This window comes from Mesorhizobium sp. CNPSo 4688 (genome assembly GCF_057784295.1).
Window position 1 is genome coordinate 170,415 of sequence record NZ_JBWLUY010000012.1, and the last position, 13,544, is coordinate 183,958.

The window sequence follows — 13,544 nt, forward strand, 5'->3', positions numbered from 1 at the left end:
TGTTACTCGGCGGCGCCGAGATATTCCGAAAGCGGCGGGCAGGAGCAGACGAGGTTGCGGTCGCCGGCGACATTGTCGATGCGCGACACCGGCGGCCAGTACTTGGCTGATGTATCGGCGTCTCCGGCAGGGTAGGCCGCTTCCAGCCGTGAATAAGGATGCGTCCACTGGCCGGCAAGCGTTTCGGCTGCCGTGTGCGGCGCGTTGACCAGCGGGTTGTCGTCAAGCGGCCATTCACCCTTCGCCACCTTGGCGGCCTCGCCGGCGATGGCGATCATTGCATCGCAGAACCGGTCGAGCTCGCGCTTGGGCTCGGACTCGGTTGGCTCGACCATCAGCGTGCCGGCGACCGGGAACGACATGGTCGGCGCATGGAAACCGTAGTCGATCAGGCGCTTGGCGATGTCGTCGACACTGATGCCGGCGCTTTCCTTGAGCACGCGGGTGTCGAGGATGCATTCATGCGCGATGCGATCGTGCCTGCCCTTATAGAGAAGCGGGAAGTACGGCGCGAGCCGCGTCGCCACATAGTTGGCCGAGATGATCGCCGTCTCCGTCGCCTGCTTCAGGCCGGCGGCGCCCATCATGCGGATGTACATCCAGGTGATCGGCAGGATGGAAGCGCTGCCGAACGGGGCAGCCGACACGGCATGCGCCGAGCCTTCGGTCACATGACCCGGCAGATAGGGCTTGAGATGCGCCCTGACGCCAATCGGGCCGACACCCGGACCGCCGCCGCCATGCGGGATGCAGAAGGTCTTGTGCAGGTTCATGTGGCAGACATCAGCGCCGATGTCGGCGGGGCGCGCCAGGGCGACCAGCGCGTTGAGGTTGGCGCCGTCGAAATAGACCTGACCGCCATGCTCATGGATCAGGGCGCAGAGGTGGCGCGCGCCTTCTTCGTAGACGCCGTGCGTCGAAGGATAGGTGAACATCAGCGCTGCGAGATTCTTGGAATGCTCGTTGGCCTTGGCCCGCATATCGTCCATGTCGATATTGCCGTCTTCCAGGCAGCGCACGACGACGACGCTCATGCCGGCCATGGCCGCACTCGCCGGATTGGTGCCATGCGCGGAGGAGGGGATCAGGCAGATGGTGCGATGGCCTTCACCGCGCGCGCGGTGATAGGCGCGGATGGCGAGCAGGCCGGCATATTCGCCCTGGCTGCCGGCATTGGGCTGCAGGCTGACGGCGTCGAAGCCGGTAATCTCAGCCAGCCAGCCCTCCAGTTCGCCGACCATCGCGCGATAGCCCTGCGAATGGCTGGCCGGTGCAAAGGGATGCAGATTGGCGACGCTCGGCCAGCTGACCGGCATCATTTCGGCCGCCGCGTTGAGCTTCATGGTGCAGGAGCCCAGCGGGATCATGGTGCGGTCGAGCGCCAGGTCCTTGTCGGCCAGCCGGCGCAGCAAGCGCATCATGTCGGTTTCGGAGTGGTTCTCGCGGAAAACCGGCTGGGTGAGGAATTCCTTGCCGCGCGGCTTGCCGGGCATCACGCCGGCTTCGGCAGCCCCGGGCTTGGCGCCGAACAGGGCGGCGATCGCCTCGAGATCGGCCTCGGTCGAGGTCTCGTCGAAGGCGATGCTGATGCGGTCGGCATCGATGACACGCAGCAACCGGCCATCCTTTTCAGCGGCAGCGTCGATCGAGGCTGCCTTGCCCTTCACCTCGGCCGTAACCGTGTCGAAGCGGCTTGAGCCGAGTATGGAAACACCTGCGGCCTTCAGGCCCGCCGCGAGGCGATTGGCGAGCTCATGGATGCGCCCTGCGATGGCCTGCAAGCCGGTGGGGCCATGCCAGATCGCATAGGCCGTCGCCATGTTGGCAAGCAGCGCCTGCGCGGTGCAGATGTTGGAGGTCGCCTTGTCGCGGCGGATATGCTGTTCGCGTGTCTGCAGGGCAAGACGATAGCCCGGGCGGCCCTTGCTGTCAGTGGACTGGCCGACGAGGCGGCCGGGCATCAGCCGGGTCAGTTTGTCGGAGACGGCGCAATAGGCGGCGTGCGGGCCGCCAAAGCCCATCGGCACGCCAAAGCGCTGCATCGGGCCGACGGCGATGTCGGCGCCAAGCTTGGCCGGCGCATCGGTGAGCGTTAGCGCAAGCGGATCGGCGATGAAGACGACGACCGCACCGGTGGCGCGCGCCTTGTCGATCGCCGCCTTGTGGTCGCCATAGACACCAAACGTGTCCGGCCAGGAGACGAGCAGAGCGGCGGTGTTGTCGTCGATGGTCTCGCCGTCGACCTCGATGCCGAGCGGTTCGGCGCGGGTACGCACGGCGTCCAGCGTCTGCGGGTGTGGCGTACCGGCCAGCGCCACCTTGGTGCGCTTGTCGCGATGATGGCGCAAGGCGATGCCAACGGCTTCAGCCACCGCGGTCGCTTCATCGAGCAGCGAGGCCGAGGCTACCGGCAGGCCGGTCAATTCGGTGACCAGCGTCTGGAAATTGAACAGCATTTCCAGGCGACCCTGGCTGATCTCGGCCTGGTAGGGCGTATAGGCGGTGTACCAGGCCGGGTTCTCGAACAGGTTGCGCTGGATGACCGGCGGCACGTGGACGCCGTGATAGCCGGCGCCGATGAAGCTCTTCAGCACCGTGTTCTTCGCCATGGTCGCCGACAATTCGGCCAACGCCTCGGCTTCGCTCGCCGGTGCGGGCAGGGCCAGCGGCAGGTCGAGGCGGATCGACTGCGGCACGGCCTGGCTGATCAGCGTCTCGACGGAGGGGACGCCGATCACGGCAAGCATGGCTCTGACATCATTGACGCCCGGGCCGATATGGCGGGCCGAGAAGGGGGTAAGTGCTGCGCTCATCGTTTTTAAGTCCTGTTATCAGCCGATATGGGCTTTGTAGGCGGCGTCATCCATGAGGCCGGCGAGCTGGCCTTCGTCGGCAAGCTTCATCTTCCACAGCCAGCCGTCGCCGGTGGCCGCCGAATTGACCAGCGACGGGTCCGAGGACAGCGCGCCATTGGCGTCGATGATCTCGCCATCGACCGGCGCATAGACGTCGGAGGCCGCCTTGACGGATTCGACAACCACGGCCGTATCGCCCTTGCTCAGCTTCGTGCCGATTTGAGGCAGTTCGACAAAGACAAGATCGCCAAGCTGTTCCTGCGCATAGTCGGTGATCCCGACGGTGGCGATGCCGCCTTCGACGCTCAGCCATTCGTGATCTTGTGTGAAATAGGTTTTTGCCATCGGGATTTATCCTTTGCGGTAGCGATGAGGAGTGAAGGGCAAGGAACTGATATCGATCGGGATTTTCGTCCCGCGAACATCGGCGAACAGTTTTGTCCCCGGCTTGGCCAGGGACGCCGAGGTATAGCCCATGGCGACGGGATGGCCGGCCGAGGGGCCGAACCCGCCTGATGTGACATGGCCGGCCGCATTGCCGTCGGCGTCGAACAGGGCAGCGCCGGCGCGCACCGGTTGGCGGCCGTCCGGCTTCAGGCCGACGCGCTTTTGCGCCGCGCCACGCTCCAGGATCGCCCGCAAGGCGTCGGCGCCGATGAAGGATCCGCTGGCACGGAGATCCTTGGGGATCGCCCACATCAGGCCGGCACTGGCCGGATCGATTTCCGGCGTGATGTCCTGGCCATGCAGGCAGAGGCCGGCCTCCAGCCGCAGCGAGTCGCGGGCGGCAAGGCCGATCCACAACACGCGCTCGTCCTCAAGCAATTTCGCAACCAAAGCCCGCGCATCCGCTTCGGGCAGGCCGATCTCGAATCCGTCCTCGCCGGTATAGCCGGAGCGGCTCATGAACCAGTTCTGCTTCGGCTCGATGCCGTGCATGAACAGCAGCGAGCCGGTCTCGATGCCGGCGCGGGACAGAGCGGCCCACGCTTCGGGTCCCTGGATGGCGAGAAAGACGCGGTCAAGCGCCGCGACCTTCACATCGAAATCCGCCGCCAGCGCGCGCAAGTGCTTCTCGTCCTCGACAGCATTGCCGGCATTGGCGACCACCATGAACCTGGTATCGCCGAGCCGGGTGACGATCAGGTCGTCGATGATCCCGGCGGCCTCATTGAGGAAAAAGGTGTATTTGGACTGCGAAATGTCGAGCGCGCCGGCATCGAGCGGGCAGGCGCGGTTGAGCAGGCCGCCGGCGCCCGGTCCGCTGACTTCGAACAGCTTCATATGCGAAATGTCGAACAGGCCGGCATGTTCGCGGGCGTGGAGGTGCTCCTTCATCACGCCGGCCGGATAGGTCAGCGGCATCGACCAGCCGGCAAAGGCGCCAAAGCGTGCGCCGACGGCGGTGTGCAGGTCCTCGAGGGGAAGGTGTTTGGTATCGTCGCCCGTCATGTCATCTCCAGAGTCGCACGCAATCGGCCGCTGCTGGCGACCAGTCCGTGCCCCTCTGTCTGAAGCCTGAGAGACTCGCGCAACCGGAACTCTGTCGGCGACGCTTACACCTTCGGCGCGGGGGCAAGCCCCGACTTTCCAGAGTGTCTTTCCCGTCTACGGTTCTTTTGCCTGAGAGATTTCGGGCGATTTCCCCTTCGGCGGCAGCTCGCGCTGCTCTCTCCCGCAAACAGGTAGGACTCAGACCCTGAGTCCTCGACGCGCCATCCATAGCTTGTCGGCGACACCTTGTCACCTGCCAGCGACATCTTCCTGGCAAGTCTTCGCTAACCACGCCGTTTGCCGGTTTTTCAAGACACTGCCGATAGTTTGGCCGGTAGTTGGGTTAGCACGACGGACGGGGACTGACTGATGGGCGAACGGATCGGGAGCATGCGGGTGGCGGGGCTGGCCTCCAAAGACCGCATCACGGCGGAAGATGTCGTCATGTTGCGCCGCGAAGTGTTCGCCGATGGCGTGGTAAGCCGCGGTGAGGCCGAGGCGCTGTTTGCGCTTGACGCCACGGTCAGGGACAAATCCCAGGAATGGCCTGAATTCTTCGTCGAGGCCGTCACGGATTATATCGTCCACCAGGAAAAGCCGGCGGGCTACATTTCCGAGGACAATGCCGACTGGTTAATCCGGACAATCTCGCGCGACGGGATGGTCGATAGTCTCACCGAGCTGGAGCTCCTGGTGCATGTGCTGGAGAGGGCGAAATCATCGCCCGGCCGGCTGTCCGCCTATGCGCTGGAACAGGTCGCCCATGCAGTGGTGGATGGCAAGGGACCGCTGATGCTCGGTGGCGCGCTGGTTCCCGGGCTGGTCGCCAAGGCCGAAGTCGATCTGTTGCGCCGCATCCTCTATGCCTATGGCGGCGACGGTAACATCGCCATCACCCGCACCGAGGCCGAGGTGCTGTTCAGGATCAACGAGCAGACTTCCGCCGCCGGCAATGATCCATCCTGGAACGAGTTGTTCGTCAAGGCGCTCGCCAACTTCGTCATGTGTTCGGCCGGCTACGAAGCGCCGACGCGCGAGGCTGCCTTGCGCCGTGACAGCTTCTTCGAACAGGCCGAGCCTGAGATTGGCGGCTTTTTCGCCCGCATGGTGTCGGGCGGGCTCGCAGGCATCATGGAGGCCTATCGTTCGCCCGGCGATATCGAGGCCGAGTGGGAATCGAAGAACCGGGCTGCCGAAGCGCTCGCGCGCCGTGCCGAAACGATCGATGCCGGCGAGGCGAAATGGCTGGCCGAGCGCATCGGCACCGACCGCCCGCTGCACGACAATGAACGCGCGCTGCTGACGCTGATCAAGCACGCCTCGCCGGAGATTCACCCGGCGTTGAAGCCGCTGCTCGACAAGGTGGCGTGAACTCGATCGGGAGGCTCAATCAAATCCCGCCATACCAGTCGTAGCCATTGTCCTCCCAATAGCCGCCGCGGCCGCCGCCGACTTTTGCAAAACTGTCGACCAACTCGATCTTGTAGAGATATTTCGGCATCTTGTAGCCGAGCTGGCGCTCGACGCGCACGCGCAGCGGCGCGCCGTTTTCGACCGGCAGCGGCTTGCCGTTCAGGCCATAGGCCAGGATCGTCTGCGGGTGGCGGGCGTCGATCAGGTCGATGGTGCCGTAATATTTGATCTCGCCAGAGAGGGTGCGGTCGATCGTGTCGAGGCAGTGGAACATGACGTAGCGCGCCTCAGGCTTAACGACAGCCTGATCCAGCACCAGCGACAGCGGCGTTCCGGTCCATTTGGCGATGCAACTCCAGCCTTCGACGCAGTCATGCCGGGTGATCTGGGTGCGGCTCGGCATGTTCTGCAGCTGCTCGCGGCTGAGCGACAGCGGCTTTTCGACCAGGCCCGTCACTTCCAGCCGCCAATCGGCGAAATTGTTGGCGAGCAAGCCTTTGTAGGTGTCGTCGTCGGGCGCGGTCACGCCGTTCGGCCGCTGCGGCTGGCGGATGTCGGCCTCGGAAAATTCCGGCGCCAGCGCGTCGCGGCCGGCCAGCCAGCGTTGCGCGCGATAGGTCAGGCCATTGGCGTTTTCGAGGAAGCTGCGCAGGCCGTCGCCCATGCCGAGCTGGCTATCAAAGGCATCGCAGCCCGACAGCATGATGCCGGAAACGCCGAGGCTGGCACCCGTCAGCAATTTGCGGCGGCTGATCTGGAATTTGGCCATGTCAGACACTCCTCTCGGCGGGTTTGTCGTCATGCGCGGGTGGATCGGTGCGGTACCAGCCGGTGATGATCGAGCGCAGTTCGTTGATCGGGCCGGCGGCAAGGATCATCAGCATGTGGATGATGAAAAACCCGACCAGCAGCACCATCACCGTGAAATGGATGGTGCGCGCCGTCTGCCGGCCGCCGAGCACCTCGTTGAGCCAGGGAAGCACCGAGTTCATGCTCGGCGACATGGCAAGGCCGGTGATGATCATCAGCGGCAACAGCACGAACAGCACGCCGCCATAAGCCATTTTCTGGAGCGTGTTGTATTCGCGGGTGTGGTGAAACCTGAGCTTGGCGTGGTCGATAATGTCCTGCGGCAAGCGCTTAAGGTCGTCCAGGCGCGGCGCCAGATCGCGGCGCAAATGGCCGTTGACCAGGCTGGCGATCAGCCAGACGACCAGGGTGGTAGTCAGTATCCAGGCAAAGAAGAAATGCACGACGCGGGCGGTGCCGAGGTCGTAGTAGGACGGGATCGTCGCCCAGGACGGGAAGGCGCGCGAGGTCTCCTGGCCCGCCGGTCCCGACCAGCCGAGCACGCCGGTGGTGTCGAAGCGATGGCCGAAGATTTCGGTATAGCCGCGCGGGCCGGTCGTGGTGTTTTCGGCGCCGATGGCAAAGACAGTGTTGTTGTATTCGAAGCCGGATTGCTTGCCGATGTAGAGCTGCGGGCGGGCGTTGAAGATCTGCAGGCCGGACAACAGCATGAAGAACAGCGAAATCGCCCACAGCCAGTGCGTCAGACGCGTCCAGCGCGACTGCCGGTAGATCAGTGTCGTCTCCTTCGGCATAGTGGTATCAGCCCCGATGCTGGGCTGGGTCATGGCAACGGATTCCATATTTCCTGGTCTCCCGGCTGCGCGATCCCGACATGGCCGCGCTTGTCGTTCTCCTCCCAATACGTCTCTATCGAAAGCGATGTTTCATCCGATCACGTTTTTATTACGAGCGAATTTTTGTTACGGCCCCGAATTACCGAGGCTGACGGCGAGATTGACCACGGCAGCGACGATCACGGTGTTGAAGAAGAACGACAGGATCGAATGGACAAGCACGACGCGGCGCATATGCGAGGTGGTTATCGCTGTGTCGGCCGTCTGCGCGGTCATGCCGATCACCGTCGCGAAGTATAGGAAATCCCAGCCCTCGGGCCGTTTGCTGCCGGGAAACTCGAGGCCGCCGACCGGCATTTTCTTCTTGGTTTCAGCATCGATCGCATCGCCGTCCATCCAGTAGACATGCGCGTAGTGAAGTGCGGCCATGGCATGGATGGTGAACCAGCCGAGCGGGACAGACAGCATAGCGACGCCAAGCTCGATAGGGTCACGCCCCTTGTGATTGATCAGCAGAAACAATAGGATAATGGCGATGCTGACGACGCCCAGCGTGATGGCAAAAATGCTCAGCACCGGCAGGTCGACCTCGCGCGCATTCTTGCTGAGATAGCGGCCGGACAGCAGCGGCATCTTGGCGATGACCAGCGCAATGAAGACGACGAAGAAGGCGTCAGCGGCAATCGAAATCGAATAGGCAAGCGGCGCGCCCGCTATCAGTGCGATCGCCAGCGCCGGCAGGCCGACACAGGCCGACACCAGGAATTGTTTGTGCCGGTGCAGCGGGTTTGTAATCGGGATGTCAGTCGCCATGGCCCGGGTGCCGTTTCTAGATCAGTTCACCGTTTCACGGAAACGGCGAACCGCTCTATCTTTTTCTTTGAGGCAATTCCCTGGGGAAAGCGCTACGCGCTTTTCCCGGGAAAACCGCTACACACTTTTCCTGGAATTGCTCTAGCCCGGTGTGACGGATTTCAGCGCGCGCCGCAAGATACGGTCGAGTTCGCCCAGGAAGCGCGAGCGGTCCTGCGGCGCAAAGCTGGCATTGTAACCCTTGCTCTCGCCGGTCTCGCGCAAATGCTGCTTCAAATCGCGCATCGCCACCGCCATGCCGATGGTTTCAGGCGTGAACGGGCGACCGGTTGGCCCAAGCACATGGGCGCCCAGCGCCACGGCGCGGGCGGCAAGCGGAATGTCGGCGGTGATCACAATGTCGTTGGATTTCGCGTTGTCGACAATCCAGTCGTCGGCGGCGTCAGCACCCTTGGAGACGACCACGTTGCGGATCATCGGATCGCGCGAAGGACGAAGCCCGCCATTGGAGACGTAAGTGACGACGACGCCATGGCGCTCGGCGACCTTTTCGACCTCGGCTTTCACCGGGCAGGCGTCGGCGTCGACGTAGATCTGGGGAGGGTCGACACTAGTCGCGTTCATAGGGTGTGAACTTCAAATTATAACCGCGCGGCTCGGCGCCGGGCGGTTCCTCGGCCTCGGTGTCATAGACGTAGATTTTCCCAGTACAAGCAAATCCGACATGTTGGCCGATGGTGCGGATCATGTCGGTCGCTTGATCGGAGTTATAAGCCCAGACGCTCATGCCAAAGAAGGCGGGTCCCGCGTCGGCAGTTCCGTACTCCGCGTTTGGAGACCCACTTCGCCGTCGGCCAGCAGCGTGTAGTGATGAAAGTCGGTTCTCACCCGCCCATAGCGGAGCTTCAACTTCCAGTTTTTGAAGCCCCTGAGATTCATCAACTACCCGGTAGCAATACGCGGTGGGCTGGGGAGAAGGGCCGGCGTCGCAAGCCAGCCCTTTCGTTTTCATTCAGGCCGGAAGCGCGCCGGATTTCTTTGCCGTCCAAGTGGCCATGTAGTCCATCAGGCCGGGGTTGAGGCAGTCATAGGGCTCGAGCCCGATCGACCTCAGTTGTGCGCGGATGCCGTCCATCCGCTTCGGATCGACACCGGACTCGATGATTGAGGAGACGAAGGCGGCAAAGCCCGGCGGCGACCAACCGTCTTCCTCGAAGCGTTCGGGGTGGAGGAAGGTCAGGCCCTTGAACGGATGATCGCGCTCGACCGGGCCATGCATGTGGACGCCACAGCCGGTGCAGGCATGGCGCTGGATGAGCGCTGAGGGATCAGCCACCTTCAGCTTGTCGCCGTTCTCGGTGACGGTGACGTCGCCGGTGCCGGCGACCGCCACGACCGAGAACACCGCGCCTTCTGGTTTCCAGCATTTGGTGCAGCCGCAGGCATGGTTATGAGCGATCTGGCCCTTGACCTTCACCTTCACCGGCTTGCTGGTGCAGGCGCAGACCAGCGTGCCGCCGGCAAAGCTCGCGCTTTCCTTGGGCAAGCCATTGTCGATCTTGGGATGCAGTTTTTCAGGCATTTTCTTCCTCCCTGTTTTGTCATCTCGACTAAGTCTCAATGACCACTTCATTTTCCATGAAGTGCACCTTCAGCAGACGATGCACTTCGGTCAGGCTCCTCCTTAGAAACTGTCCATGCACGAGATAAGCGATCTCATCTTGGGCACGGTCGATCTCCTCCAGATTGACCGTGACGCGCTTTTCTTCGCGGAAGCTGCGCAAGAGATCCTCGCCAAAGTTCCGTATTCGATGGATCGTCGACTTCTCAGGGTCGACGAAGCGAATTCGAACCTCCTTCAATAGACGACCACGCTTCGGATCGACTTGCCCTCATGCATGAGGTCGAAGCCCTTGTTGATGTCTTCCAGCTTCAGCAGATGAGTGATCATCGGGTCGATCTGGATCTTGCCGTCCATGTACCAGTCGACGATTTTTGGCACGTCGGTGCGGCCACGCGCGCCGCCAAAGGCCGTGCCCATCCAGGTGCGGCCGGTGACCAATTGGAAGGGTCTGGTCGAAATCTCCTGGCCGGCGCCGGCGACGCCGATGATGACCGACTTGCCCCAGCCGCGATGCGAGGCTTCCAGCGCCTGGCGCATCACTTTGGTGTTGCCGGTGCAATCGAATGTGTAGTCGGCGCCGCCGATCTGGTCGGCGCCGCGCTTGGTCATGTTGACGAGGTGAGGGACGATGTCGCCGTCGATCTCCTTCGGATTGACGAAATGCGTCATGCCGAAGCGTTCGCCCCAGGCTTTCTTGTCGTTGTTGAGATCGACACCGATGATCATGTCGGCGCCTGCCAGCTTCAGGCCCTGGATGACGTTCAAGCCGATGCCGCCGAGGCCGAAGACGACGGCGGTTGCGCCTTGCTCGACCTTGGCCGTGTTGATGACGGCGCCGATGCCGGTGGTGACGCCGCAGCCGATGTAGCAGATCTTGTCGAAGGGGGCGTCGGGGTTGACCTTGGCCACCGCGATCTCGGGCAGCACGGTGAAGTTCGAGAAGGTCGAGCAGCCCATATAGTGGAAGATCTTGTCCTTGCCGACCGAGAAGCGCGACGAACCATCGGGCATCAGCCCTTGTCCCTGCGTGGCGCGGATGGCGGTGCACAGATTGGTCTTGCGCGACAGGCAGGACGGGCACTGGCGGCATTCCGGCGTATAGAGCGGGATGACATGGTCGCCCTTCTTGACCGACGTCACGCCCTTGCCGACATCGACGACGACACCGGCGCCTTCATGGCCAAGGATCGCCGGGAACAGGCCTTCTGGATCGGCGCCCGACAGGGTGAACTCGTCAGTATGGCAGATGCCGGTCGCCTTGATTTCGACCAGCACCTCGCCCTCGCGCGGTCCGTCGAGGTCGACCTCCATGATCTCCAGCGGCTTTCCGGCGGCGACAGCGACTGCGGCGCGGGTTTTCATCAGGCAATTCCTCCCATGCGATTGGTCTTCAGGCTTTCAGGATTTTTATACTGTTTCAACCCGATTTGGCGACCAAATATGGCGCAAATCTTGGCCCAGGCGTCGGCGAGCCCGACCTTTGTCGCGCGACTCGGGCCTGGCGTGCCGGAAGTGTCTTGGTGGGTGCGCGGCCGGGCGGTGCTTGAGCCGGGCTGCCGAAGCCCATAAGAAGGACGAAAGACCCGAGGAAGCGCCTTCGATGTTCACGAAAATCCTGATCGCCAATCGCGGCGAGATCGCTTGCCGCGTCATCAAGACGGCGCGCAAGATGGGCATCGCCACCGTCGCGGTTTATTCCGACGCTGATCGCGACGCCATGCATGTCGAGATGGCCGACGAAGCTGTGCATATCGGGCCGTCGCCCGCCGCGCAGAGCTATCTCGTGCCTGAGAAAATCATCGCTGCCTGCAAGGAAAAAGGCGCGCAGGCCGTGCATCCCGGCTACGGGTTCCTGTCGGAACGGGCCGCCTTCTGCGAAGCGCTAGAGGCCGAGGGCATTGTCTTCATCGGTCCGAAACCCAAAGCGATCAAGGCGATGGGCGACAAGATCGAATCGAAGAAGTTCGCCAATGCGGCCAAGGTTTCGACGGTACCCGGCTGGCTTGGCGTGATCGAGAATGCCGACCATGCCGAAAAGATCGCCGGCGAGATCGGCTATCCCGTGATGATCAAGGCTTCGGCCGGCGGCGGCGGCAAGGGCATGCGCATCGCCTGGAGCGAGGCCGAGGTGCGCGACGGCTTCGACCGGGCGCGCTCGGAAGCCAAAAGCTCGTTCGGCGACGACCGTGTCTTCATCGAGAAATTCGTCGTCGATCCGCGCCATATCGAGATCCAGGTGTTGGCCGATGCGCATGGCACCGCGCTCTACCTCGGCGAGCGCGAATGCTCGATCCAGCGCCGCAACCAGAAGGTCGCCGAAGAGGCGCCGTCGCCATTCCTCGATGCCAAAACCAGGAAGGCGATGGGCGAGCAGGCAGTCGCGCTGGCCAAGGCGGTCGACTATCAGAGCGCCGGCACCGTCGAGTTCATCGTCGACGCTGAAAAGAACTTCTATTTCCTTGAAATGAATACACGATTGCAGGTCGAGCATCCGGTCACCGAGCTCGTCACCGGCATTGATCTGGTCGAGCAGATGATCCGCGTCGCGGCCGGCGAAAAGCTCGGCATCAAGCAGAGCGACGTCAAGCTGAACGGCTGGGCGGTGGAAAGCCGGCTCTATGCCGAGGATCCCTATCGCAATTTCCTGCCGTCGATCGGCCGGCTGACGCGCTACCGGCCGCCGGAGGAGGGCACGTTCGGCAACGTCATCATCCGCAACGACACCGGCGTCACCGAAGGCTCCGAGATTTCGATGTTCTATGACCCGATGGTGGCAAAGCTCTGCACCTGGGCGCCGACGCGTATCGAGGCGATCGATGCCATGTCGGAGGCGCTCGACAGTTTTGTCGTCGACGGCATCGAGCACAACATCCCGTTTCTGGCAGCGCTGATGCAGCATCCGCGCTGGCGCGAAGGGCGGATATCGACCGGTTTCATCGCCGAGGAATATCCTGATGGTTTTGCGCCGATCGTACCCGACGCTGACGAAAAAGCCGTGCTGGCGGCAATCGCGACCGCGGTCGAGCTTCTGCGCCGCGACCGGCTCGACCGGTTGGGCGGACGGCTGGCGCCGCATTCGGGTGCGCTCAAACGCGACTGGGTGGTGAAGATCGGCGAGGATTATCTTTTCGCCTCGATCCTGGAAGGCATGGTCTCCATCCCGATGGAAATCGACCTGTCGGTCAATGGCGGCAAGGCGCTGACGGTGACTTCCGACTGGCGGCCGGGCGATCTGATCTGGCGCGGTCATGTCGGCGCCCGCAAGGTTACAGCGCAGATCAGGCCGCTGCCGAACGGCTTGCGCATCGCCTGGAAAGGCATGTCGGTGAACGCACGCGCCATGCTGCCGCGCATAGCGGAGCTGGAACGGCTAATGCCGGAAAAGGTGGCGCCGGACACGTCCAAGATGCTGCTTTGCCCGATGCCGGGCCTGGTCGTGTCGATCGCGGTTGTCGAGGGGCAGGAGGTCAAGGCCGGCGAGACGCTGGCCGTGGTCGAGGCGATGAAGATGGAAAACGTGCTGCGCGCCGACCGTGATCTTGTCGTGTCGAAGCTCAACGCCAAACCTGGCGATAGCCTTGCCGTGGACGCGGTGATCATGGAGTTCGCATAAGGCAAGGCTACGGAAGCCTGTGGTCGGTGTTCATTTGTGCTGGACTGGCATCGCCCGGTCCCGGACAATACATTTCCATCGACTCA

At 62.9% G+C, this 13,544-nt stretch carries 13 protein-coding genes and 1 riboswitch; of the genes, 2 read left to right on the forward strand and 11 right to left on the reverse strand.

All coding sequences use genetic code 11. From position 1 onward, the window contains the following. Window positions 1–2: 2 nt before the first annotated feature. The 3 genes from gcvP to gcvT are packed head-to-tail and all read right to left on the reverse strand — an operon-like array spanning window position 3 to window position 4,307. Complete coding sequence (gcvP, locus tag AC04SH_RS23635; protein ID WP_488576870.1) at window positions 3–2,813, reverse strand: aminomethyl-transferring glycine dehydrogenase; 2,811 nt, start codon at window positions 2,811–2,813, stop codon at window positions 3–5. An 18-nt stretch (window positions 2,814–2,831) separates the two neighbouring features. Continuing rightward, window positions 2,832–3,200 (reverse strand): glycine cleavage system protein GcvH, encoded by a 369-nt coding sequence (gene gcvH, locus AC04SH_RS23640; protein WP_477238462.1) that lies wholly within the window; start codon window positions 3,198–3,200, stop codon window positions 2,832–2,834. Between the two features lie 6 nt (window positions 3,201–3,206). Continuing rightward, window positions 3,207–4,307, reverse strand: coding sequence for a glycine cleavage system aminomethyltransferase GcvT (gcvT, locus tag AC04SH_RS23645; RefSeq protein WP_488576871.1), 1,101 nt, complete (start codon window positions 4,305–4,307; stop codon window positions 3,207–3,209). 149 nt (window positions 4,308–4,456) lie between these two features. Beyond that, window positions 4,457–4,543: riboswitch (glycine riboswitch) on the reverse strand. Between the two features lie 175 nt (window positions 4,544–4,718). On the opposite strand from gcvT, the gene AC04SH_RS23650 reads away from it, so the two are divergent. Continuing rightward, window positions 4,719–5,720, forward strand: coding sequence for a hypothetical protein (locus AC04SH_RS23650; protein ID WP_488576872.1), 1,002 nt, complete (start codon window positions 4,719–4,721; stop codon window positions 5,718–5,720). Between the two features lie 19 nt (window positions 5,721–5,739). Here AC04SH_RS23650 and AC04SH_RS23655 read toward each other — a convergent pair whose 3' ends face one another. From AC04SH_RS23655 to AC04SH_RS23690, 8 genes are all read right to left on the reverse strand, one after another. After that, window positions 5,740–6,531, reverse strand: a complete 792-nt coding sequence (locus AC04SH_RS23655; RefSeq protein ID WP_488576873.1) for a molybdopterin-binding protein — start codon at window positions 6,529–6,531, stop codon at window positions 5,740–5,742. Between the two features lies 1 nt (window position 6,532). After that, window positions 6,533–7,399 carry a cytochrome b/b6 domain-containing protein gene (locus AC04SH_RS23660; protein WP_488576874.1) on the reverse strand — a complete coding sequence of 289 codons (867 nt, stop codon included), beginning with the start codon at window positions 7,397–7,399 and terminating at the stop codon, window positions 6,533–6,535. Window positions 7,400–7,534: 135 nt separating this feature from the next. After that, window positions 7,535–8,221 carry a DUF1345 domain-containing protein gene (locus AC04SH_RS23665; protein WP_488576875.1) on the reverse strand — a complete coding sequence of 229 codons (687 nt, stop codon included), beginning with the start codon at window positions 8,219–8,221 and terminating at the stop codon, window positions 7,535–7,537. A 141-nt stretch (window positions 8,222–8,362) separates the two neighbouring features. Further along, window positions 8,363–8,845: a YaiI/YqxD family protein gene (locus AC04SH_RS23670; protein ID WP_142864998.1), complete on the reverse strand. Its 483-nt coding sequence runs from the start codon at window positions 8,843–8,845 to the stop codon at window positions 8,363–8,365. Next, entirely contained in the window at window positions 8,832–8,969 is a 138-nt protein-coding gene (locus tag AC04SH_RS23675; RefSeq protein ID WP_488576876.1) for a hypothetical protein, read from the reverse strand. The genes AC04SH_RS23670 and AC04SH_RS23675 overlap by 14 nt, the downstream gene beginning before the upstream one ends. A 264-nt stretch (window positions 8,970–9,233) precedes the next feature. Next, window positions 9,234–9,803, reverse strand: coding sequence for an S-(hydroxymethyl)glutathione synthase (gene gfa / locus AC04SH_RS23680; RefSeq protein WP_488576877.1), 570 nt, complete (start codon window positions 9,801–9,803; stop codon window positions 9,234–9,236). 28 nt (window positions 9,804–9,831) lie between these two features. Then, entirely contained in the window at window positions 9,832–10,005 is a 174-nt protein-coding gene (locus AC04SH_RS23685) for a hypothetical protein (RefSeq protein ID WP_488576878.1), read from the reverse strand. Between the two features lie 74 nt (window positions 10,006–10,079). Further along, a complete protein-coding gene (locus AC04SH_RS23690; RefSeq protein ID WP_112564606.1) occupies window positions 10,080–11,207 on the reverse strand; it encodes an S-(hydroxymethyl)glutathione dehydrogenase/class III alcohol dehydrogenase in 1,128 nt (375 codons plus the stop codon). Window positions 11,208–11,445: 238 nt separating this feature from the next. Here AC04SH_RS23690 and AC04SH_RS23695 point away from each other — a divergent pair, with 238 nt between their 5' ends. Further along, entirely contained in the window at window positions 11,446–13,458 is a 2,013-nt protein-coding gene (locus AC04SH_RS23695) for an acetyl-CoA carboxylase biotin carboxylase subunit (RefSeq protein WP_488576879.1), read from the forward strand. The last annotated feature ends 86 nt before the right edge of the window (window positions 13,459–13,544 follow it).